The organism is Pauljensenia sp. OF14-1SRA, from assembly GCF_027694595.1.
Taxonomy (GTDB): domain Bacteria; phylum Actinomycetota; class Actinomycetes; order Actinomycetales; family Actinomycetaceae; genus Pauljensenia; species Pauljensenia turicensis_B.
Window position 1 is genome coordinate 138605 of sequence record NZ_JAQEVQ010000001.1, and the last position, 21601, is coordinate 160205.

Below are 21601 nucleotides of genomic sequence, written 5' to 3' on the forward strand. Positions count from 1 at the left end.
CACTTCCCCGATGTCGGAGATCGGTGGGGGACCAAGAGGAACGAAAAGCACTCACATCATCTGCAGGAAAGGGGGCGACATGGAGCTCGCCAAGCAAACGTCCGAGCGCCATATTCCCGTCCTCCTGGACGAATGCATGGACATGATGGCTCCTGCCCTCACTGACGATGGTGCTGTTCTGGTTGATTGCACGCTGGGAATGGGAGGTCACTCCGAAGCTGCCCTCAAGCGATTCCCGAACATTCACCTGATCGGTATCGATCGTGATCCTCAAGCAATTTCGCTTGCCTCCGAGCGTCTTGCGCCGTTCGCAGATCGTTTCACCGCGGTTCACACGACCTACGACCACGTCGACGAGGTCGTTGCGACATACGCTCCGGCAGGAAAAGCTGATGCGATCCTGATGGATCTAGGGGTTTCCAGCCTTCAGCTCGACGAAGCGGAACGTGGTTTCTCCTACTCCGCTGACGCTCCGCTCGATATGCGAATGGATCCGACTACGGGGCAGAGCGCTGCCGAACTTCTAGTCAGTGCAACTGCTCAAGAGATCGCACAGATCTTGCGCGTATACGGTGAAGAACGCTTTGCCTCTCGAATTGCGCGTCGCATCGTGGAAACGCGTGAAACGCAACCTCTGACCCGCACGGGGCAGCTTGCTGACATCGTTCGCGCATCTATTCCTGCTGCTGCGCGTCGTACGGGCGGAAACCCTTCGAAGCGCACTTTCCAGGCCCTTCGCATCGCAGTGAACGACGAACTCAATATTCTCGAACGTGCTTTGCCTGCTTGCTTTGCCAGCCTGCGCATCGGTGGCCGTTTGGTTGTTGAGTCCTACCAGTCGCTTGAAGACCGCATCGTCAAGGACCTGTTCCGACGTGCTTCTACGGTGGATGTTCCCCAAGGTCTTCCAGTTATTCCAGATTCGATGGCACCAAGCGTCGAACCCCTCACTCGCAAAGTGCGCCAAGCTGATGAAGCTGAACGCGCACACAATCCTCGATCCGCATCTGTGCGTCTGCGTGGCGCCCAGCTTGTTCGTGAATGGAAGGAACTCTCATGAGCAGTGCTGCAGCTTCCCGGCGCCCGGTTTCCCGTCCGGAACGTCACGAGTTTGAACTAAGGGAGTTCCGAGTTGTCGAGGGGAGCAAGCCCACCCGCTCGCTTCTGATGTTGGGAATCGTCTCTATCGTCGTGATCATTGCGACGGTTCTTGCTTCGATGGTTCTTCACACTCGCATGGCTCAAACGGCGTTTGAAATCCGTACTCAGCAGATTGAGCTGAATGAGCTTGAAGCTCAGGCGTGGTCGATGCAAGCCCAAATTGAAAAGGCAGCATCGGCTTCCGAACTTGAGAAAGCTGCCACCGCTCAGGGAATGGTGAAAGGTGGTCAGACTGGCTTCATTAATCTTGGAGCTGGCACTATTGAAGGCGGAACGGCCGGACACTGACAGGAGATCGTATGACTCAGCGTTTTGGGCGATCTCTTGCCATCCTCATCATTTTCTTCTTCGGTTTGATGGCCTGTGCGATCCGCTTAGTCGATCTACAGATCATCAAGGCGCCCACGCTTGCAACCGAAGGCGAGGCCGTTCGTACGTCGCAGACGGGCATCGCCGCTAAACGAGGCTCAATTACCGACGCGACGGGCACGATCCTCGCGGACTCGATTCTGACCTACAACATTGCCGTTAATCAGATCAACTTGCGTTCTTATGTCCACTCAGAAACGACGAAGGAAAACGGGGTTGAAAAGACGAAGGTTGTGGGACGAGGCCCGGTCGAGGCCGCCCGCCAGCTGGCTCCGCTTCTGCAAATGAGTGAAGCTGAGCTTGGTGGCTTGTTTTTGGGTGACTCGACCTACACGTATGTGAAGCGCAATGTTGATGCGGTGACGTATCGAGAGATTCGTGCTCTGGATATTTACGGCATTGAGTGGGAAGCCACCTACGAACGGACGTTCCCCAATGGGAATGTTGCTGCTCCGGTGATTGGTACGGTCAATGCTGAAGGCGTTGGCTCGTCGGGCATGGAATCGCAGTTCAATACGTTGCTGACGGGCACGCCTGGCTCGCAGCAGTATGAGATTGCTCCGAATGGTGCGATTATTCCTGGCGCGAAGAAGACAACGGTTGAGCCTGTTGACGGTGGCTCCCTGCAACTGACGTTGCATGCTGACTTGCAGCATCTTGTTCAAGACATGCTGGATGCTCGCGTAGAGCATCACAAGGCCGAATGGGGCACCGTTGTCGTTGAAGATGTGACGACCGGTGAAATTTTGGTGATGGCGGACTCTGAGTCGACCATCCCAGATAACGCGAATCCTCAGCCTGTGGCTTCGGTGCAGTATGCGGTAGAACCTGGTTCAGTGGGCAAGGTGGTGACGTTCGCTGCCGCGTTGGATGCGGGGACGATCACTCCCACGTCGGTCTTTAACGTGCCCTATTCTTTGGATCTTCTAGATGCGGGTGGTCCGATTACAGACTTCCACGAGCACGATGGTGAAACTCTGACTGCGACGGGTATTTTGGCTGAATCGTCGAATACTGGCACCGTTCTGGTTGGTCAGACTCTGTCGAATGAACAGCGCTACGACATGATGAAAGCCATTGGCTTTGGTGAGCTGACGGGCGTGGAGCTTGCTGGCGAAACGACAGGTATTCTTCGTCCTCCAAGCGAGTGGGCGGGCCGTGATCAGTATGTGTCGATGTTCGGCCAGTCCTATTCGGTTTCACCGCTCCAAGAGACCTCGTTCATGGCCACAATCGCGAACGGTGGAGTCCACATTCCCCCCCGACTGGTCAAGTCGTGGACGAACGCTGACGGGACCGTTGAAACCCCCGAAGAGCCCAAGCCAACGCAGGCCATGAAAGCCGATACGGCGCAGAACCTGATGCTGATGATGGAGTCCGTCGTTGAAGATCATCTAGGTACTGCGGGGGCTGCGAAGGTTGACGGGTATCGCGTCGGTGTGAAAACCGGTACGGCAGATATCGTCGTCAACGGTCAGCACGGCATTGTGTCGACGACCGCCGGCCTGCTTCCCGTTGAAGCGCCTAGGCTTGCTATCTCTGTTGTGCTTTACAATCCTACGGTAGCCTACATTTCCTCTGATTCCTCGGCGCCACTGTTCGGTGAGGTCGCGCAAGCGTCAGTGCGTAATCTAGGTATTCCAGCTTCGACGACACCGGCAACGTTGTTCCCGACGACGCCAACTAACTGAGACGATGAAGTGAAGTCGTATGAATCGTAGAGGAAATGGCATGTACAGGTTAGCTGGGTGGATTGCTGAAGCAGTTTCAGGAACCCTGAACGGTGCTGACCGTCGGGTTGTGATGAACCGTGTCGTTACAGATTCACGCTCGGCGTCAGCTGGTTCGGCGTATGTTGCACGAATCGGCGAGGCCACCGACGGGCATAACTACGTCAAACAGGCCGTTGACAATGGTGCGGTTGCACTGATCGTTGAACACCTCGTTGATGTTCCCTCGTCCATTGCGCAGATTGTTGTCGAGGATTCGACCTACGCTTTGGGTCGCCTTGCCCATGCTCACCTTGAAGACTTGCGTGAGCGTTTTGGGCTGGATGTTATCGCGATGACCGGCTCGGCTGGGAAGACGACAACGAAGGATCTGCTTTTCCAGATTATGAGTACTGATGCTCCCAGCGTTGCCCCTCAGCTCTCGTTCAACAACGAGGTCGGACTTCCTCTGACGGTTCTTCAAGCTGATGAAACAACCCGCCATCTGGTTCTTGAAATGGGTGCGTCCGGCATCGGACACATCAAGTATTTGACAGATATTGCGTCGCCGGATGTTGCCATTGAACTGATGGTTGGTCACGCTCACCTCGGTGGCTTCGGCGGAGTCGACGGGATTGAAAAGGCGAAGGGGGAACTGATTACAGGTTCGCGCCCCGGTGCTCCAGTGGTCTTGAACTACGACGATCCGCGCGTCATGAATATGACGAAACTGTCGACAGGTCCGATTACGACATTCTCCCCATCAGGCAAAGAGGGAGCCGATTTCCGTGCTCTTAACGTGGACGTTGACCACCTTGGCCGCGCACACTTCACGCTTGAAGCCCCCGGCGGTCGTGGCCTCGTGAATCTGAATATCGTTGGCGTGCACCACGTGGCGAACGCACTGGCCGCCATCGCCGGCGCGGTGCAGCTTGGTCTTGAACTCGATCAAGCGATTCGTGCGATCAACGAGGCTCGGGCGCTGTCTCCGCACCGAATGGATGTCGTTGATTTACGCATTGACGGTATGAAAGTCACGATGATTGACGATGCCTACAATGCGAACCTCGATTCCATGAGAGCCGCTTTCGCTGCGCTCAATTCGATTGGTGATGGGCATACGAAGATCGCTGTTCTTTCCGAAATGCTTGAACTCGGCGACGAATCTGCTGACATTCACCGCCAGGTTGGTCTGATGGCGAAAGAAGCCGGAGTCGAGTCGCTGATTCTGCTAGGCAAAGACGCTCCCTATTACGCCGAGGGTGCCGGTGACACCATCGATGCGGAACACATCGGTAGTGTTGATGAGGCTGTTACGGCTGTGTGTGCGAAACTGAAAGACGATTGTGTGATCCTTGTGAAGGGATCCTTGTTCTCATATTCGTGGAAGGTAGCGGACCAACTCCGCGAGAAGGGAGTCCAGCGATGATTGGCCTTATTGTCGCCTTCGTCATTGCACTGGTGATTTCCCTGTTGGGAACCCCTTTGCTGATCCGATTCCTGATCGCTCACCAGTACGGGCAGTTCATCCGTCAGGACGGACCGACCCAGCACTTGACGAAGCGCGGTACACCCACAATGGGTGGTCTGGTCTTCATTCTGGCAACCATTATCGCGTGGGTGATTGGGGCGTCGATCGCAGGATCCGGACCCTCGTGGTCCGGATGGACTCTGGTTGTTCTCTTCGCAGGTCTTGGCTTTATTGGCCTTTTGGATGACGGCATCAAGATCATGCGTCAGCGCTCTCTTGGTCTGCCTCCGACCGGAAAAATCATCGGTCAGATCGCGGTTGCCGCAGTTTTCGCGTGGATGTCACTGACCCGCCCCAATGCCTATGGGACAACGCCGGGCACGCTTCACCTGTCCTTCATTCACCTGTCACCCATCACGCTCGGGTTTGCTGGTCTCGGATTGGGGGTCGTCCTGTATTTCATCTGGACGAACCTGATTGTGACCGCCTGGTCAAACGCAGTGAATCTAACCGACGGTCTCGATGGCCTTGCCACGGGCTGTTCCATTTTCGTTTTCGGCGCATACACGTTTATCGCCTACTTCCAGAGGATTCAATCCTGCTTCCCGCAGGGGCATGCGACAACTCTCTGCTATCCGACGCGTGATCCTCTGGACCTTGCAGTTTTCTGCGCCGCGATCATCGGTTCGCTTGCTGGCTTCCTCTGGTGGAACGCTTCGCCCGCTCAGATCTTCATGGGGGATACGGGCGCGCTGGCACTCGGTGGTGCGATCGCTGGCCTGTCGATTCTGACGAACACCGAGTTCATCGCAATCGTGATTGGTGGACTCTTCGTTGTCATCGTGATGTCCGACGTCATCCAGATTTCGGTCTTTAAGGCAACGCATAAGCGTGTCTTCCGCATGGCACCGTTGCACCACCACTTCGAGCTAAAAGGCTGGCAGGAAATCACGATCGTGATTCGCTTCTGGCTGATTGCCGCGTTGTTTGCAGTCGCCGGTGCGGGCATTTTCTACGCTGACTGGGTGACAACGCTGTGAGTGATCGTTACGCCGTCATCGGCCTGGGCAAATCGGGCAAAGCATCAGCAAAAGCTCTGTTGAAGCGCGGGCACGAGGTTCTTGCTTTCGACCAGCGTTCCAATACTCCCACAGACGAATTAGGTATTGATGTTCATGTTGTTCCCGATGCCAGGGATCTCGCCTGCGCCGTTATTGACGCTGGTGTTGACACGATCATCGTGTCTCCAGGAATTCCTGCGCATGCCCCTATCTTTGAACGCGCTCACGCTGCCGGGATCCCGATCTGGGGTGAAGTTGAACTGGCGTGGCGTCTTCAAGAGCAAGGCCCTCATGCTGGTCGCCCCTGGCTGACCGTGACGGGCACGAACGGTAAGACAACGACGGTGGGCATGCTTGCGTCAATTCTTCGGGCCAACGGTGACGACGTTCTTGAGGTTGGCAATATTGGCACCCCCATCACCGAAGCAATCGACTCAGATGCCAGCGTCTTCGCTGTTGAACTCTCCAGCTTCCAACTCCATACCTCCTACACGATTTCGCCTTTGGCGTCCTTGTGCTTGAACGTGGATGCTGACCACCTGGATTGGCATGGAAGCGAAGAAGCATACGCTGCTGATAAGGCGCGCGTATACGAGAACACTCAGGTTGCCTGCATCTACCCGGCCAATGACCGAGTGGTTGAAGAGATGGTTGAAAACGCAGACGTTGTGGAAGGGGCGCGTGCCATTGGGATCACGCTGGGCTCACCTTCGGTGTCGCAACTGGGCGTCGTCGAAGGTGCGCTTGTTGACCGCGCCTACGTTGAAAACCGGCACCGCGAAGCTGCCCACTTGGGTGATTTGAGTGATTTGAGCGCGATCTATGGGGCGAGTCTTTCCCCGGCTGTTGTGATGGATGCTCTTGGTGCGGCAGCACTTGGACGCGCATACGGTGTGCGTCCGCATGCGGTTCGTGATGGCTTGCGCGCATTTTCTCCAGCAGGACATCGCAGAGCCGTCATCGGGCAAGCCGCTGATGTTACGTGGATCGATGATTCGAAAGCGACGAACGCCCACGCTGCCAAAGCATCCCTATATGGGCTTCCTCCTCACTCGGTTGTCTGGATCGTTGGCGGGGACGCGAAGGGACAGGACTTTACCGACCTTATTCGCGACGTCGAGCCGGTTCTGCGTGGTGCGGTGATCATCGGAGAAGACCGTTCGGACCTACTTAAGGCTTTCGTTGCAAGCGCACCCAATGTTCCGGTCGTTGACGTCGATGGCCATGAGGATTGGATGTTCTCCGTCGTCAATGAGGCTGTCGCTCTTTCACGCCCCGGTGATTTTGTTGTTCTTGCTCCGGCCTGCGCGTCGTGGGATCAGTTTGATAACTACGGTCAGCGTGGCGACGTGTTTGTGAACGCTGTTGACCGTTTGCGTGACCAGTGGAGCGCAAAGTAGATGGCGAAGATCAAGAGCGCCATTGATAGTGCGATCCGTCATCTTCCGCGTTTTGTTTTTGGTGCGGATGATGAACACTATGAGATTCAACCGCTGACGACGTACTACATGATCATCGTTCCCACGATAGTTCTGACTATTTTTGGTTTGATGATGGGCTTTTCAGCTCAATCGGTGACATCAATCGCCAAGGGCGCCAACCCGTACATGGCGTATTTGCGTCCCAGTGCCATCATTGTCTTCGCCCTGATCATTGCCTTCGCTGTTCATAAGATTCCTCGCCATTTTTTTGTCCGTTTTGCTCCCTATGCTTTCGGGCTGGGATTGATTGTCCAGGCGATGGTCATTACCCCTCTTGGCCGTTCTGAAGGTGGCAACGCGAACTGGGTGTACCTTCCCGGTGTTCCCGTCCTTGTTCAGCCGTCAGAGTTCTTGAAACTCGCTTTGATCGTCTTTCTTGCTTTCATTTTGACTGGACCGAATAGGGATTTTTCAAACTGGCGTCAGATGAGTGTTCTTGCGGGCCTACCCGTGGTTGTCACGCTGATTGACGTCATGCTGGGTCATGACTTGGGTACGGCAATGATCGTGACGGCCGCTGCCATGGGAGCATTGTGGATTGCTGGCCTGCCGAAGCGCTGGTTCGGATATGCGTTCATCCTAGCTGTTCCGCTTCTGGTTTTCTTGGTCATTCAGAACCCGACGCGTCTTCGTCGAATCTTGGTTGTTCTTCCGGGTTTTGCTCCCAAGCGTGATTTGTCTGCCCCCGAACAGATTGATCATTCGCTGTGGGCTTTTGGCTCCGGTGGTGTTTCTGGACTGGGTCCGGGTGCCTCGCGTGAGAAATGGAATTATCTGCAGGCGGCACACACGGACTTTATTTTCGCCATCGTTGGTGAGGAGTTCGGGTTGATGGGTACGTTGGCAGTGCTCACGGCTCTTGCTCTGTTGGTGTGGGGAATGTTCCGAGTGGTTCGTTCAACGTCCGACCCGTTTGTCGCTATCGTCGCTGCCGGTGTGGCAACGTGGATCGGCTTCCAGGCTCTCGTGAATATTGCCTCGGTTACTCAGCTCGGCCCGGTTATTGGTGTCCCACTGCCTCTTGTGTCCTATGGTGGATCATCGTTTCTGTTCACCGCGCTGGCCATCGGCGTTGTCGCGTCGTTTGCGCGTAGTGATGCTGGTATGACTATGTGGGGATATTCTGATCCTGCTACTCGTCGTCGTGATCCTCGGGTTACTCCGAAGCTTCGACGAGCAGGTGGATCCAAAGCTCGAAAGTAGGCAACATGTTGGGCAAAGTTGTTTTGGCTGGTGGCGGCACCGCTGGGCACGTGAATCCGCTGTTGGCTACGGCGACGGTTCTTGCCAAACGTGGATATGACGTCGAGGTCCTTGGAACAGCTCAGGGCTTGGAATCAGATTTGGTTCCCTCTGCAGGGTTTCCTCTTCATGTGATTGAAAAGGTTCCTTTCCCGCGCCGGCCTTCCCTTTCGGTCTTCACTTTCCCGTTCCGCTGGCGTAAAGCAGTGAATCAGTGCCGTCTGGCGATTCGTGATGCTGATGTGGTTGTCGGCTTTGGCGGATATGTTTCAACTCCCGCGTACCGGGCTGCACGAGGCGCCGGCGTCCCGATTGTCATTCATGAACAGAATGCCAGACCCGGATTAGCAAATAAGGTGGGGGCGCGCTACGCCAATGTTCTTGCGTTGACGTTTGCGAATACTCCGTTGAACGCACGCAAGGGCATCACACAAGTAACGGGTCTTCCTTTGCGTCCTGCTATCGAAGAGCTTGCGTTGGCGCGCCAAGATACCGACGGTGCCCGTGTTGCGCGCGAGCGTGGGGCGAAGAATTTGGGCGTAGACCCCAAGAAGACGACGCTTCTCGTTACCGGCGGATCTCTTGGAGCTCTCCACCTGAACGATGCCATGATCGGTGCGCTTGGCGACTTGCCTGACAATGTGCAGGTAATCCACTTGACCGGCAAAGGCAAAGACGCCCCTGTGTGGAGCAAGGTTGAGAAGTGTTCGGTGGGCGATCGCTACCTGGTTCTGGATTATCTGACGACCATGGAAGATGCTCTTGCCTGCGCAGACTTGGTTGTCTGTCGTTCGGGTGCAGGAACGGTTGCCGAGATGACGGCTCTGTCGTTGCCGTGCGTATATGTTCCGCTGGCTATCGGTAATGGTGAACAGAAACTGAATGCGCATGACCATGTTGCCTCTGGCGGAGCGCTCTTGGTTGATGATGCGTCATTCAACGCAGATACGGTGCGACAGAAGGTTTTCCCGCTACTGACTTCACCTGAACTCTCCGCTATGGCGACAGCATCGGCAGGATTAGCAAAGATCGATGCTGCCTCGCGTTTAGCTGACCTGGTTGTTTCGCAGATCGCGCGCTAGGGGGGGGGAAGAACGTGGAACCTATCGAAGGACACTTCCATTTCATCGGTATCGGTGGGGCGGGAATGAGTGTTGTTGCTGAACTGCTTGCTGCGCGTGGCGCGCGGGTGACTGGTTCAGATCGTGCCGATTCGAATGTTCTTGCGCGTTTGAATGAAAAGGGAATTCGCGCATTCGTCGGCCACGATGCCACCCATGTTGATGATGATGCGACGGTTGTTGTTTCAACTGCGATTCGTGAGTCGAACCCAGAGCTGGCCAGGGCGCGTGAATTGGGGTTGGATGTCATTCATCGTTCGCAGGCGTTGGCGCTTGCTGCCAGTGGAATGCGTTTTGTTGGTGTTGCCGGCGCCCACGGGAAGACGACTACGTCTGGGATGATTGCGGTTGGTCTGTGTGCAGCTGGTCTAGATCCGTCGGTCGCGGTGGGTGGAATTGTTCCGCAGTTCGGTTCCGGTGCGCATTTGGGCACGTCGGACGTGTTTGTTGCCGAAGCTGACGAGTCTGATGGCTCGTTCTTGAATTACACTCCATCGATCGAAGTTGTCACGAATGTTGAGCCCGATCACTTGGATCGCTATGGGACGCGCGAAGCGTTCGAAGCTATTTTCGTTGACTACGCAAAGCGTCTGGTTCCGGGTGGTCTTTTGGTGTGTTGCGCTGAAGACGCGGGGACTGCCCGCCTGAGCGAGTCGGCGCGTGAGCTGGGTATTCGCGTGGTGACCTACGGGCGCCCCGATAAGTCCGTGGTGGATGCTGACGTGACGATTTGCGATGTAGAGATGACGCCTTCTTCATGTCGTGCACGAGTCAGCTACGGCGATATCAGCGCGGAGCTTTCCTTGGGTGTTTCGGGCGTGCATAACATTCTTAATGCTGTTGGCGCGTGGATTGCCGGCGTGGAGCTCGGCGTTGAACCTGGCCTGATGGCTTCGTCACTTGCTGGTTTTACGGGGACAGCTCGCCGTTTTGAGCTCCGTGGAACCGTGGGGGACAGGCGCGTTTTTGATGATTATGCGCATCATCCGACAGAGGTTTCTGTCGCGATCGAACAGGCGCGATTGGTTGCCGATGGCGCTGATGTGACCGTGGTTTTCCAGCCTCACCTGTATTCACGTACGCGCTTATTCGCAGATCGTTTCGCCAAGGCGTTGTCGGGCGCGGATCATGTGGTTCTTGCGGATATTTATGCTGCTCGCGAGGATGAAGATCCCGCCGTGACTTCTGGTCTGATTGCGGATCAGATTGAGGGCGCTGAGTGTGTCCACGATATGCACGAGGCTGCTCGAACCGGAGCGCGTCTGACTGGTTCGCGGGGCGTTCTGATCACGATGGGTGCTGGTTCAATCACCCAGTGTGCAGATGATGTTATCGATGAGTGGCAACGCATGGATGCCTCGTGAAGCCACCTCAGCCGCGTCGAACGCCACTCGGATCGACTTCTACGCAACACCAGGCGACGTCTGCTTCTAGCTTGTCGTCAAAGGGATCTGCTACCCAAAAGTCTTCCTCTGAAAAACCTCCATCGCGTCCGGTTGTTGTCCGCCCAAAGCGACCGCATAGGAATACTCCAGAGTCTGGGCAACCCCCAGAGTGTCAACAGGCAGCACACAAGCGAGGGTCAAGGAAATCTTCGTTGCGTTCTGCTCGTATCAAACTTGCCCGGCCGGTGGGGCAGAAGGATGCCGCTGTTCTCTTAGGTGGCAAAAAGCGCAACGAGCGTTCTGAGTTTGATCTGCGTCGCCAAGAGCGAGCTCGAGCGCGTCGGATTCTCTACATCAAGACGATGGCAATGATTGCTGCGGGACTAGCGTTTATCGGTGGTTTGGTGTGGGTATTGCTGTTTTCGCCGTTGTTTGCTTTGAGCGCGTCATCGGTGCACGTTGAAGGGGCAGATGAAACCTTGATCACCGCGGAATCAGTTCTTTCGTTAACTGCGCCGTACGTGGGCACCCCGTTACCTAGGGTTCCGACTGCGACGATCGCTGAATCCATCGAATCGAATGTTGTTGTCGATTCAGCTGAAGTGGAGCGACAGTGGCCGACGGGTTTGGCAATCACAATTGCTTTGCGGACTCCCGCGATGATCGAGGGAAGTGCGGGCGCGTTCCGTCAGGTTGACGATGAGGGAGTGAGTTTCGCTGATGCTCCTACGTTGATCGAGGGGCTTCCATTGGTGAGCCTCCCAGAGAGTGATGAAGAACGAGCCGAAGCGGCCTCGGATGTTCTTTCCTTGTGGTCAAACCTGTCTGAGGCAACAAAAGCGCAGGTTTCGGGTGTGAGTGCCGATGGTAAAACTCTGTCGTTTACGCTGACCAACGGTGCCCAAGTGAAGTGGGGAACTCCGGATGATGGGGCGCTGAAAGCGCAGGTTTTGGACGTGCTGTTGGCTCAAAGGAGCGCCCGTGTGTATGACGTTTCATCGCCGACTCATCCTGTCACGTCATAGTCGACTGTTCGTTCAGCGTGTCGCCTTGAAGAAGGTCTACTCAATCCCTAGCTTTCTTCCGAACGAGAGCAGGGTGAAGTTGAACCTTCAACCTGAAGTTGAGGGTTTGATATAGAAAGAGTGACCAATGGACGAACCTCAGAAGAACAAGGCCATCATCAAGGTCGTTGGCGTCGGCGGTGGCGGCGGAAACGCTGTCGATCGCATGATCGAAGCTGGCATGGGTGGTGTCGAGTTCATCGTTGTGAACACGGACGCTCAGGATCTTCTTCTGTCGAACGCTGATATCAAGATCGATATCGGTCGCGAAATTACCCACGGCTTAGGTGCAGGTGCTGACCCTGAGGTCGGACGTAAAGCAGCCGATGACAACGTTGACCTGATCGCTCAGGCTCTCGAAGGCGCTGACATGGTGTTCGTTACCGCAGGTGAAGGCGGTGGCACGGGCACCGGCGCTGCTCCAGTTGTTGCGCGTATTGCTCGCGAACAGGATGCGCTGACCGTGGCTGTCGTCACCCGCCCGTTCTCTTTCGAAGGCAACCGTCGCGCATCCATGGCAAACAAGGGCGTCGAAGCGCTTCGTGAAGCCGTCGACGCTCTGATCGTCATCCCGAACGATCGTCTACTTGAGATTCAGGACGAAGATTTCCCGATCACTAAAGCGTTCGAAGCAGCAGATCAGGTTCTACACTCGGGTGTTCAGGGCATTACCGATCTGATTACCATCAACGGCATGGTCAACGTCGACTTCAACGATGTGAAGTCTGTGATGAAGGATGCCGGCTCTGCCCTCATGGGTATTGGCCAGGCAACCGGCACAGATCGCGCAGTCGATGCAGTCGAGCGCGCAATCTCCTCGTCGCTCCTCGAATCGACAATCGATGGTGCGCGTGGCGTCCTCCTGTTCTTCCAGGGTGGCTCGAACCTGTCCCTGCAGGAAACCGCACGCGCATCGAAGCTCGTTCAGGAATACGTCCACCCCGAAGCCAACATCATCTTCGGTGCGGTCATCGACGAGACACTGGGCGACCAAATCATCGTCACCGTCATCGCCGCTGGCTTTGACGAGCAGGATCAGCAGACCGACATCGCGTCGCGTCCCAGCGTTATCGGAACCCAAACTCCCGCGCAGTCCACGGCACCTGTCGCTACCCCGGCTCCCGTAGCCGCTCCGCAGGAAACTCGCGCGCTCGGTGAGGTTCCGTCCGCTCGCCCAGCCCATCGTGCAACTGTCCAGGTGCCGACCCGTACGGCAACGATTCCAGTTGCTACCCAGCAGCCGGTGCAAGAAGCTCCCTCCGTCGCAGAGGAACCTTCTTTGGAAGTTCCTCGTATCTTTGATGAGGAATCTGAAAGCGCAGCGGATCTGGATATCCCGGACTTCCTGCGCTGAGCGATGCTCACCCAGCTTGGCGGTGCCTCGATCCGCCTCGTTCAGGCGGGTCGAGGCACCGCCTCGTTAAGGAACAATGTTGCGCACCACGTGGGTGACGACTTTCAGCTGGTGAAGGAGCGGAGGCAGTTTCTTGCCAGCGAGTTTGAGCGCCCGATCCTCTGGATGAATCAAACCCACTCTCATGTGATCGGCCTCGTCGTCATGACAGACGGGCACCCAACGTTGAACCTCGATGCCCACGCGTCGACGCTGAACCTCAGCGACCCGATGGACACTATTGAAGCCGATGGCGTCATCATCGATGCGCGAGGCTGGCAGGACGCTCCCGGGATTGCTGTCATGACAGCGGACTGCCTACCGATTGTCTTTTCAACGGCGGACGGAACGATCGTGGCAGCCGTGCACGCCGGAAGAAAAGGCTTGTTCGACGGCATCATTGCTCGAGCAGTGACTCTCATGCGTCGTCTTGCTCCACGCCATGACATTGAGGCGTATATTGCTCCCGCAATCTGTGGTGACTGCTATGAAGTGCCCGCCCAAATGCGTGACGAGTGCGCCGTAGAGCGCCCTGAAAGTGCCTCGCGTACATCGTGGGGAACGCCCGCTCTTGATCTTCCACGCGCAGCTCAAGCAGAACTGCGAGCGCTTGGGTGTACCCGCATTGAAATTGACCCGCGATGCACTCTCGAAGACCCCACGTTGCACTCCTATCGGCGTGATCGTGAGTGCGGTAGGAATGCCACAATCATTTTCCCGGCGTAGCGCATGTGTTGACCGGCGCAGACAGTGGCATGTCGCGCGGTGATAAAAGGCTGTTGAGTCCCTTACAGCAGGGGAGCAATCAGATTTTTCCACTCTGTTTTTTCGACATACCGGCAGGGTTGCGCCGTAACGGACAGCGCGGGCATTAACGTTGCAGAGCCGACACAATCAGGAGGAAACAATGGCGGATGGTTTCGGAGCTCGAGCCCGTAAGTTCATGGGATGGTACCCGGCTGACGAAGTCGAGGATGAAGCCCAGGATTTTGATCTCTACGAAGACGAAACTACGTACGAGACTGAAATTCCGCAGGAAGAGATTTCCTCCGTCGTCACCCCTCTGCACCGTGAGGACCTTGAAGTGAAGACAACGTCTGACCTTTCGCGCATCGTCACCGTCCACCCGACCGCATACTCGGATGCCAAGACGATCGGCGAAGCCTTCCGCAACGGAACGCCCGTTATCATGAACGTCACCGATATGCGCGAAGAAGAAGCACGCCGTCTGATTGACTTCGCAGCCGGCTTGACCTTCGCTCTTCGCGGTGGTTTTGAGCGCGTGACCAACCGCGTTTTCCTGCTGTCGCCCGCAACCGTAGAGGTTACCGGTGATGTGATTGGAAGCCGTCGCGGAACCCTGTTCAACCAGGGCTGATGAGCTCTCGATGACAGCACTTGTATACGCCGGCTGGGCGATTTACTGGCTCGCGAGCATCTACCTACTGTTCGCGTTCATTCGACTGGTCTTTGATTGGCTTGAGTTTCTTCTGCCGAACTTTAGACCGCGTGGAATCCTGCTTGTTATCGCGAATTTCGTGTACGTGCTGACTGATCCGCCGATTCGGTTCCTGCGTCGAAGAATTCCGCCGCTACGCATCGGTGCCGGTTTGTCGCTGGATCTTGGATTCTTGATTGTTTTTGTCGCACTGATCGTGTTGCAACGAGTAGGAATTTCTCTGGCAACAATTGGCTGACTTCGTGGGTTAAAAGTCGCTAATGTTGCTGCTCAAACGCTGTTATTTGACCGCAATGGTTCCTTTTGAGCCGTTGGAGAGGTGCATGACTGGCCAAATCTCACACGTATAGATTGTGAGTAATGTGTCATGTCAAGTGTTCATTGTTGCGCGTGTGACTATTGAGTCAGATATGATAATCCGTGATGTGTCGATGGACAGTTGTCCGACGACTGTCCCGATGCGCAACCGACGTCAATCGCTTGGGATCGCATCGACCCGACGATATTGAGAGGCGAACACATGGCCCTGCTGACTACAGAGGACGTTCTTAACAAGAAGTTCCAGTACGTAAAGTTCCGCGAAGGTTACGACCAGGTTGAGGTTGACGAATTCCTTGACGAAGTCGTTTCGACGATCTACACCCTGAACGTCGAGAATCAGGATCTGAAGGAAAAACTTGAAGCGGCCGAGCGTCGTATCGCCGAGCTCTCCTCCGGTGCTGAAATTGTCGAGACTCCGGTTGCCCCGGCAGTCGCGGCCGAAGAAGAGGCTCCTGCTCCGGTTGAAGAGACCGTTGAAGAAACTCCTGTTGAGGAAATTGTTGAACAAGCTCCGGTTGCAGCCGTCGTCGAGACCCCTGCCGAAACCGTAGCGCCCGTCGACACCGAGTCGGCTGCTTTTGCTACCAACATGCTTGCACTTGCTCAGCGTGTCCACGACGAATATGTGCGCGACGGCAAGGAAGAATCCGAGCGCATCATCGCCGAAGCTCACGCCAAGGGCGACGAGATCGTTGCAGACGCTCAGAACCAGCACGAAACCATCCTTGCGAAGCTTGATGAAGAACGCACTCGCCTTGAGGGCACCATCAACGAGCTCCGTTCCTTCGAGTCGGATTACCGCTCGTCGATCCGTGGCCACCTTGAGACCCTGCTCTCCCAGGTCAACGCGGACACCCATCAGGACTGATCTTTTCATCAGATCTGATCTTCACATCGGTTAAATGGCGGTGGTACCTCTCAGGGCCACCGCCATTACCATGTGAAAAGCTAAGAAGCATCATCTTTGGCTAGCACATAGAGCCTTGGGGTGTGTTCGCTACGATAAGGAAAACACAAAGGACCCAGAAAGGAGAACCTGACATGGATACTTCCCAGTCAAAGTCTCGCTATGTCATCGCGGGAGCGATTGCGATTGTCGCAGTGGTCCTCGATCAGGTGACGAAGTTCTGGGCGTTATCAGCATTAGCTGATGACACTCACCCGATTCCGATTATCGGCTCGTTGCTTTCATTCCAGCTGCTTCATAATTCGGGTGCCGCGTTTTCTTTGGGAGAAACGTCCACGTGGGTTTTCACCGTTCTCTCGGTTGTCATCATTGGTATCCTGATTGTTGGACTGAGTCGCTCTGTGCGTGTGAGCGCGGCGGTCTGCCTTGGTCTTCTGGGGGGCGGAGCGATCGGTAACTTAATCGATCGTCTGATTCAACCCCCGGGCATCGGCGTTGGACACGTCGTTGACTTCATCAACTACAACGGCTTTTTCGTTGGCAATGTGGCTGATATTTGGATTGTGGTTGGTGCAATTTGGCTGGCGTGGGAGTTTTCTCGTGATGGAGCGTTCGCCGGTGAAGACAACGCAAATGATGCACCTGTCGTGAATTTATTGGGTGACGAGGTCGCGCATGAGTGATACGCGTTTGCTTCCTGTTCCTGACGCGCTGGTAGGAGAACGTGTTGACGCGGCTCTTGCTCGCATGCTCGGGATGTCGCGTGCGCAGTGTGCGGGGCTTGTTGAAGACGGAAATGTCCTGATTAACGGCGTGGTTCCTTCAAAGTCGACCAAGCTCGGTGCGATGGATCTGATTGAAGTCACTATCCCAGCGCCCGATACAACCCCACCACCGGTTACCGGCATGGACATTCTTTACGACGATGATGACGTGGTTGTCGTTGATAAGCCCGTGGGGGTGGCTGCCCACACCGGACCAGGCTGGAGTGGCCCGACGGTTCTTGGAAACTTGGAAGCGGCCGGTTATCGCATTACCTCGTACGGTCCTCCCGAGCGCCAGGGGATTGTGCATCGTCTCGATGTGGGAACGTCGGGGGCGATGATGGTGGCGAAGTCAGAGCTTGCCTATTCGGTGATGAAGCGTGCGTTCAAAGAACGAACCGTGACGAAGATTTATCACGCGGTCGTTGCCGGTCATATGGATCCGCCGTCGGGCACGATTGATGCTCCTATTGGTCGCCACCCGTCGCGGGAGTGGCGCATGGCCGTCATCGACGGTGGGAAGCATGCGGTGACGCACTATGACACGTTGGAACTGATGGCGGGGGCATCTTTGCTGGAAATCCATTTGGAGACCGGGCGAACCCACCAGATTCGTGTCCACACCGCGGCAGTGGGGCATCCGTGTCTCGGAGACGTTTTCTATGGGGCTGATTCGAAGAAGGCCGAAGAACTGGGCCTCGTGCGCCAGTGGTTGCATGCCGTTGAACTGACGTTTAACCACCCGCGTACCGGTCTGCCCACAACTGTTCGCTCACCCTATCCCGCTGATCTGCAAGCGGCTTTGGAATCGTTGAGGGCCGCCAACTGATACCGCAATCGGCGTAGCGGGCACCGGCAAACCGCGCCGACGTGTTGTGTACTGAAAGTATGTCCATGCATCCCTCACAGGTGGGCAATCTTTGGTCGCGTGATGAAGAACGCAGGCGCGTCAATACGTCGAAAACCACTGGTCGAGCTTGTGAATCTGCGTGATTTCAAGGAAAGCTCTCAAGCTCCTTCGGGGGTGCTTAATCACCCGATGACGGCTACCATCGAGACCATGGCTGATTCCTTCGTTCACTTGCACAACCACTCCGAGTACTCGATGCTTGACGGCGCAGCAAAGACGAAGGCGATGGCTGAAGAAGCGGCTCGTTTGGGTCAGCCCGCTATTGGCTTGACCGATCACGGCTACCTGTTTGGCGCATACGACTTCTACTCGAACTGTAAGAAGGCCGGGGTCAAGCCGATTATTGGTTTGGAAGCCTATGTGACTCCCGGTACGTCGCGTTTTGACCGTCAAAAAGTGCGATGGGGAGAACCCTGGCAAAAGAACGATGACGTGTCGGGGTCCGGTTCATACAACCATCTGACGCTGATCGCCTATTCAACCGAGGGCATGCATAACCTGTTCCGCCTCGGCTCCTATGCCTCAACTGAAGGACAGTTTGGTAAGTATCCTCGCGCGGATAAGGAACTACTCTCTCAGTTCCACGAGGGCTTGATTGTGTTTACCGGGTGTCCTTCGGGTGCTGTTCAGACGCGTATGCGCCTTGGCCAATGGGACGAGGCAGTCCGTGAAGCAGCCGAGCTCCGCGATATTTTTGGTGCAGAAAACTTCTACGTTGAGCTCATGGACCACGGCATCGAAATGGAACGTCGCACCCAGCTCCAGCTACTGGAATTGGCGAAGTTGATGGATGCTCCGCTTGTCGTGACGAATGACGCCCACTATGTGAAGAAGGAAGACCGTAAGATCCAGGACGCTCTTCTCTGCATCAACTCCGGCTCGCGTATTTCTGACCCCGATCGATTTAAGTTTGATGGCGACGGCTACTACATTCGTCCCAGTGAAGAAATGCGCGAGCTGTGGAAGGAACTTCCACAGGCATGCAACTCGACTCTGGAAATCGCTGAACGTTGCGAGGTGCACTTCACGACCACCGATGATGGCGCAAACTACATGCCCGACTTCCCGGTGCCCGAAGGTGAAGACAAGACCTCGTGGTTCATCAAAGAGGTTGAAAAGGGCCTCAACTATCGTTTCCCGAACGGTATTCCCGACGACGTCCGTAAGCAGGCGAAATACGAAGAAGACGTCATTATTTCGATGGGCTTCCCCGGTTATTTCCTGACGGTGGCAGACTACATTAACTGGGCGAAGAGCCAAGGTATTCGTGTCGGACCTGGTCGTGGTTCGGGCGCAGGATCAATGGTTGCCTACGCCATGAAGATTACAGAGCTGAATCCCCTTGAACACGGTCTGATCTTCGAACGCTTCTTGAACCCAGAACGTATCTCGATGCCCGACTTCGACGTCGACTTCGACGAACGCAGGCGCGACGAGGTCATTCAGTACGTCAAGGCCAAGTACGGTGAGGATCGTATTTCGCAGGTTGTCACCTACGGCACGATTAAGACAAAGCAGGCCCTGAAAGATTCTGCCCGTATCTTGGGTAAGGACTTCAAGGTGGGCGAGCAACTGACGAAGGCCCTACCACCGTCCATTATGGGCAAGGACATTAGCGTTCACGGCATCTTCGACAAGGATGACAAGCGTTACGCCGAAGCTGTCGAGTTCCGTAAGTACTACGAAGAAAACCCGGAGACTCACGAGGTCGTTCAGTACGCGCTCGGTCTTGAAGGTTTGACCCGCCAGTGGGGCGTTCACGCGTGTGCGGTCATCATGAGTTCGCATGCGCTGACTGACATTATTCCGATTATGAAGCGTCCCCAGGACGGCGCGATCATCACGCAGTTCGACTATCCGACGTGTGAAACACTCGGCCTGCTGAAGATGGACTTCCTGGGGCTTCGTAACCTGACGGTCGTCTCGGACGCGCTGGAAAACATTGCGCTGAACGGTAAGGAAGAACCGGATCTGGAACACCTGGAGTTCAACGATCCGAAGACATACGAACTCCTGTCCGCCGGCGAAACGCTGGGCGTCTTCCAGCTTGATGGTGGCGGTATGCGCGACCTTCTGAAGCTGATGAAGCCCGACAACTTCGAAGATATTTCCGCTGTCGGTGCCCTGTATCGTCCAGGTCCGATGGGCGCGAATTCGCACACGAACTACGCACTGCGTAAGAACGGGAAGCAGGAAATTACGCCGATTCACCCCGAATTGGCTGAGCCACTGGAATCGATTCTGGGTACGACCTACGGCTTGATCGTGTATCAGGAACAGGTCATGCAGATTGCGCAGAAGCTTGCGGGCTACTCACTTGGACAAGCAGATATTCTGCGTAAGGCAATGGGTAAGAAGAAGCCCGAGGTTCTGGCAAAGCAGTTCGAGGCCTTCCAGCAGGGCATGTTGGACAACGGCTATTCGAAGGAATCAATCCAGGCTCTCTGGGATGTCGTTGTTCCCTTCTCCGCCTACGCATTCAACAAGGCACACTCGGCCGCATACGGTTTGGTGTCCTACTGGACCGCGTTCTTGAAGGCGAACTACAAGACCGAGTACATGGCGGCCCTGCTGACGTCCACGAAGGACAACAAGGACAAACGTGCGCTCTACTTGGCTGAAGCCCGACACATGGATATCACGGTTCTTCCCCCCGACGTCAATGCGTCGCAGGGTAACTTCGCGCCAGACGGTGAAGCGATTCGTTTCGGTCTGAACGCGATCCAGAACGTGGGAGCGAACGTGGTTGAAGCCATCGTTGAAACCCGAAAGGAAAAGGGTCCGTTTACTTCCTTCCAAGACTTCTTGGACAAGGTGCCTCAGGTTGTGTGCAACAAGCGCACGATTCAGTCGCTGATCCGTGCGGGCGCGTTTGATTCGATGGGCTACACGCGTCGTGCAATGCTGTCGTGTTGTGACGAGGCCGTTGAAGCAATCACCGATGTGAAGCGTAACGAAGCGATTGGTCAGTTCGACCTGTTTGGTGCGTTGGGTATGGATGCCGGCGCTGATAGCGGTTCACATGCCCTGGGGGTCACTATCCCGGATATCCCTGAATTCGACCGCAAGTTCAAGCTGTCTCAGGAACGCGAGATGCTTGGCTTGTACGTGTCGGATCATCCACTGCGTGGCATTGAAGGAGCGCTGGCTCGCTATCAGGATCACGAGATCGCGCAGGTTGTCGGGTCTGAGGATTCAATGTCGAATCAGACGGTGCGTATCGCGGGTCTGATTTCGAATGTTCAGACGAAGGTGACGAAGCAGGGGAGTGTTTGGGCCGTTGCAACCCTCGAGGACCTATCGGGTTCGGTTGAAGTTCTCTTCTTCCCGCGTTCTTACGAGACGATTTCAACGCATCTTGCGCAGGACATTGTGGTTCAGATTGAGGGTCGCGTGAATGTCCGCGATGAGGGCATGTCGATTTACGGCCAGTCGATGACGATCTTGGATTTGCGTGAGGACGGCGATACTCCGCTGGAGCTTCAGCTTTCTGCAACGCGGTGCACGGCGGAATTGCTGGGCGAGTTGAAAGATGTCCTTCAAGCGTTCCCAGGTGATTCTCCTGTCCGTTTACATATCCGCGAGCGCACGGGCACGACGATCGTTGAGTTGGACCAGCGTTTGCGCGTGTCGCCGACGGGACCGTTCTTCTCACATGTGAAGGCTATCGTGGGCATCGACGGAGTCCTGAGCGCGCACTGAGCTACTTCGGGGGCCTGGTGTTAATGGGACGAGGCCGACCAGCGTTGTTGGTTGCTTCTCGTGTGTCGGGGTCGAATGCTG

Annotated in this window: 18 protein-coding genes; all 18 read left to right on the forward strand. The window is 55.7% G+C overall.

Features of this window, described 5'->3' with window-relative positions; all coding sequences use genetic code 11:
• Positions 1–79 precede the first annotated feature (79 nt).
• The 18 genes from rsmH (at position 80) to dnaE (ending at position 21520) form a co-directional block, all read left to right on the forward strand.
• Positions 80–1060, forward strand: coding sequence for a 16S rRNA (cytosine(1402)-N(4))-methyltransferase RsmH (gene rsmH, locus PG731_RS00605; protein WP_270771476.1), 981 nt, complete (start codon positions 80–82; stop codon positions 1058–1060).
• Complete coding sequence (locus tag PG731_RS00610) at positions 1057–1449, forward strand: hypothetical protein (protein WP_270771477.1); 393 nt, start codon at positions 1057–1059, stop codon at positions 1447–1449. Before rsmH ends, PG731_RS00610 begins: the two co-directional genes overlap by 4 nt.
• 68 nt (positions 1450–1517) lie before the next feature.
• A complete protein-coding gene (locus PG731_RS00615; RefSeq protein WP_270771661.1) occupies positions 1518–3221 on the forward strand; it encodes a peptidoglycan D,D-transpeptidase FtsI family protein in 1704 nt (567 codons plus the stop codon).
• 40 nt (positions 3222–3261) lie between these two features.
• Positions 3262–4668 carry a UDP-N-acetylmuramoyl-tripeptide--D-alanyl-D-alanine ligase gene (locus PG731_RS00620; RefSeq protein WP_270771478.1) on the forward strand — a complete coding sequence of 469 codons (1407 nt, stop codon included), beginning with the start codon at positions 3262–3264 and terminating at the stop codon, positions 4666–4668.
• Positions 4665–5750 carry a phospho-N-acetylmuramoyl-pentapeptide-transferase gene (mraY, locus tag PG731_RS00625; RefSeq protein ID WP_270771479.1) on the forward strand — a complete coding sequence of 362 codons (1086 nt, stop codon included), beginning with the start codon at positions 4665–4667 and terminating at the stop codon, positions 5748–5750. Before PG731_RS00620 ends, mraY begins: the two co-directional genes overlap by 4 nt.
• Positions 5747–7171: a UDP-N-acetylmuramoyl-L-alanine--D-glutamate ligase gene (murD, locus tag PG731_RS00630; protein ID WP_270771480.1), complete on the forward strand. Its 1425-nt coding sequence runs from the start codon at positions 5747–5749 to the stop codon at positions 7169–7171. The genes mraY and murD overlap by 4 nt, the downstream gene beginning before the upstream one ends.
• Positions 7172–8455, forward strand: coding sequence for an FtsW/RodA/SpoVE family cell cycle protein (locus PG731_RS00635; protein ID WP_270771482.1), 1284 nt, complete (start codon positions 7172–7174; stop codon positions 8453–8455).
• 5 nt (positions 8456–8460) lie between these two features.
• Positions 8461–9576 (forward strand): UDP-N-acetylglucosamine--N-acetylmuramyl-(pentapeptide) pyrophosphoryl-undecaprenol N-acetylglucosamine transferase, encoded by a 1116-nt coding sequence (locus tag PG731_RS00640; protein WP_270771483.1) that lies wholly within the window; start codon positions 8461–8463, stop codon positions 9574–9576.
• Between the two features lie 65 nt (positions 9577–9641).
• A complete protein-coding gene (gene murC, locus PG731_RS00645; RefSeq protein WP_442952631.1) occupies positions 9642–10979 on the forward strand; it encodes a UDP-N-acetylmuramate--L-alanine ligase in 1338 nt (445 codons plus the stop codon).
• A 233-nt stretch (positions 10980–11212) separates the two neighbouring features.
• Positions 11213–12025: a cell division protein FtsQ/DivIB gene (locus PG731_RS00650; protein ID WP_270771485.1), complete on the forward strand. Its 813-nt coding sequence runs from the start codon at positions 11213–11215 to the stop codon at positions 12023–12025.
• A 127-nt stretch (positions 12026–12152) separates the two neighbouring features.
• Complete coding sequence (gene ftsZ, locus PG731_RS00655) at positions 12153–13418, forward strand: cell division protein FtsZ (protein WP_270771486.1); 1266 nt, start codon at positions 12153–12155, stop codon at positions 13416–13418.
• Positions 13419–13421: 3 nt separating this feature from the next.
• Positions 13422–14183, forward strand: coding sequence for a polyphenol oxidase family protein (locus PG731_RS00660; protein WP_270771487.1), 762 nt, complete (start codon positions 13422–13424; stop codon positions 14181–14183).
• A gap of 181 nt (positions 14184–14364) precedes the next feature.
• Entirely contained in the window at positions 14365–14835 is a 471-nt protein-coding gene (locus tag PG731_RS00665; RefSeq protein WP_101627294.1) for a cell division protein SepF, read from the forward strand.
• Between the two features lie 10 nt (positions 14836–14845).
• Positions 14846–15154 (forward strand): YggT family protein, encoded by a 309-nt coding sequence (locus PG731_RS00670; RefSeq protein ID WP_006681676.1) that lies wholly within the window; start codon positions 14846–14848, stop codon positions 15152–15154.
• Between the two features lie 282 nt (positions 15155–15436).
• Positions 15437–16105, forward strand: a complete 669-nt coding sequence (locus PG731_RS00675) for a DivIVA domain-containing protein (RefSeq protein WP_270771488.1) — start codon at positions 15437–15439, stop codon at positions 16103–16105.
• A 173-nt stretch (positions 16106–16278) separates the two neighbouring features.
• Entirely contained in the window at positions 16279–16827 is a 549-nt protein-coding gene (lspA, locus tag PG731_RS00680) for a signal peptidase II (RefSeq protein WP_270771489.1), read from the forward strand.
• A complete protein-coding gene (locus PG731_RS00685; protein ID WP_270771490.1) occupies positions 16820–17737 on the forward strand; it encodes an RluA family pseudouridine synthase in 918 nt (305 codons plus the stop codon). Before lspA ends, PG731_RS00685 begins: the two co-directional genes overlap by 8 nt.
• 231 nt (positions 17738–17968) lie before the next feature.
• A complete protein-coding gene (dnaE, locus tag PG731_RS00690; protein ID WP_270771663.1) occupies positions 17969–21520 on the forward strand; it encodes a DNA polymerase III subunit alpha in 3552 nt (1183 codons plus the stop codon).
• The last annotated feature ends 81 nt before the right edge of the window (positions 21521–21601 follow it).

Bases quoted from the DNA above. Each gene is read 5' to 3' on its own strand.
- PG731_RS00685 (WP_270771490.1), top strand. From the start codon at position 16,820: ATGAGTGATACGCGTTTGCTTCCTGTTCCTGACGCGCTGGTAGGAGAA.
- ftsZ (WP_270771486.1), top strand. From the start codon at position 12,153: ATGGACGAACCTCAGAAGAACAAGGCCATCATCAAGGTCGTTGGCGTC.
- PG731_RS00620 (WP_270771478.1), top strand. From the start codon at position 3,262: ATGTACAGGTTAGCTGGGTGGATTGCTGAAGCAGTTTCAGGAACCCTG.
- lspA (WP_270771489.1), top strand. From the start codon at position 16,279: ATGGATACTTCCCAGTCAAAGTCTCGCTATGTCATCGCGGGAGCGATT.
- rsmH (WP_270771476.1), top strand. From the start codon at position 80: ATGGAGCTCGCCAAGCAAACGTCCGAGCGCCATATTCCCGTCCTCCTG.
- mraY (WP_270771479.1), top strand. From the start codon at position 4,665: ATGATTGGCCTTATTGTCGCCTTCGTCATTGCACTGGTGATTTCCCTG.
- murC (WP_442952631.1), top strand. From the start codon at position 9,642: ATGAGTGTTGTTGCTGAACTGCTTGCTGCGCGTGGCGCGCGGGTGACT.
- PG731_RS00665 (WP_101627294.1), top strand. From the start codon at position 14,365: ATGGCGGATGGTTTCGGAGCTCGAGCCCGTAAGTTCATGGGATGGTAC.
- PG731_RS00610 (WP_270771477.1), top strand. From the start codon at position 1,057: ATGAGCAGTGCTGCAGCTTCCCGGCGCCCGGTTTCCCGTCCGGAACGT.
- dnaE (WP_270771663.1), top strand. From the start codon at position 17,969: ATGGCTGATTCCTTCGTTCACTTGCACAACCACTCCGAGTACTCGATG.
- PG731_RS00640 (WP_270771483.1), top strand. From the start codon at position 8,461: ATGTTGGGCAAAGTTGTTTTGGCTGGTGGCGGCACCGCTGGGCACGTG.
- PG731_RS00635 (WP_270771482.1), top strand. From the start codon at position 7,172: ATGGCGAAGATCAAGAGCGCCATTGATAGTGCGATCCGTCATCTTCCG.
- PG731_RS00660 (WP_270771487.1), top strand. From the start codon at position 13,422: ATGCTCACCCAGCTTGGCGGTGCCTCGATCCGCCTCGTTCAGGCGGGT.
- PG731_RS00670 (WP_006681676.1), top strand. From the start codon at position 14,846: ATGACAGCACTTGTATACGCCGGCTGGGCGATTTACTGGCTCGCGAGC.
- PG731_RS00615 (WP_270771661.1), top strand. From the start codon at position 1,518: ATGGCCTGTGCGATCCGCTTAGTCGATCTACAGATCATCAAGGCGCCC.
- PG731_RS00675 (WP_270771488.1), top strand. From the start codon at position 15,437: ATGGCCCTGCTGACTACAGAGGACGTTCTTAACAAGAAGTTCCAGTAC.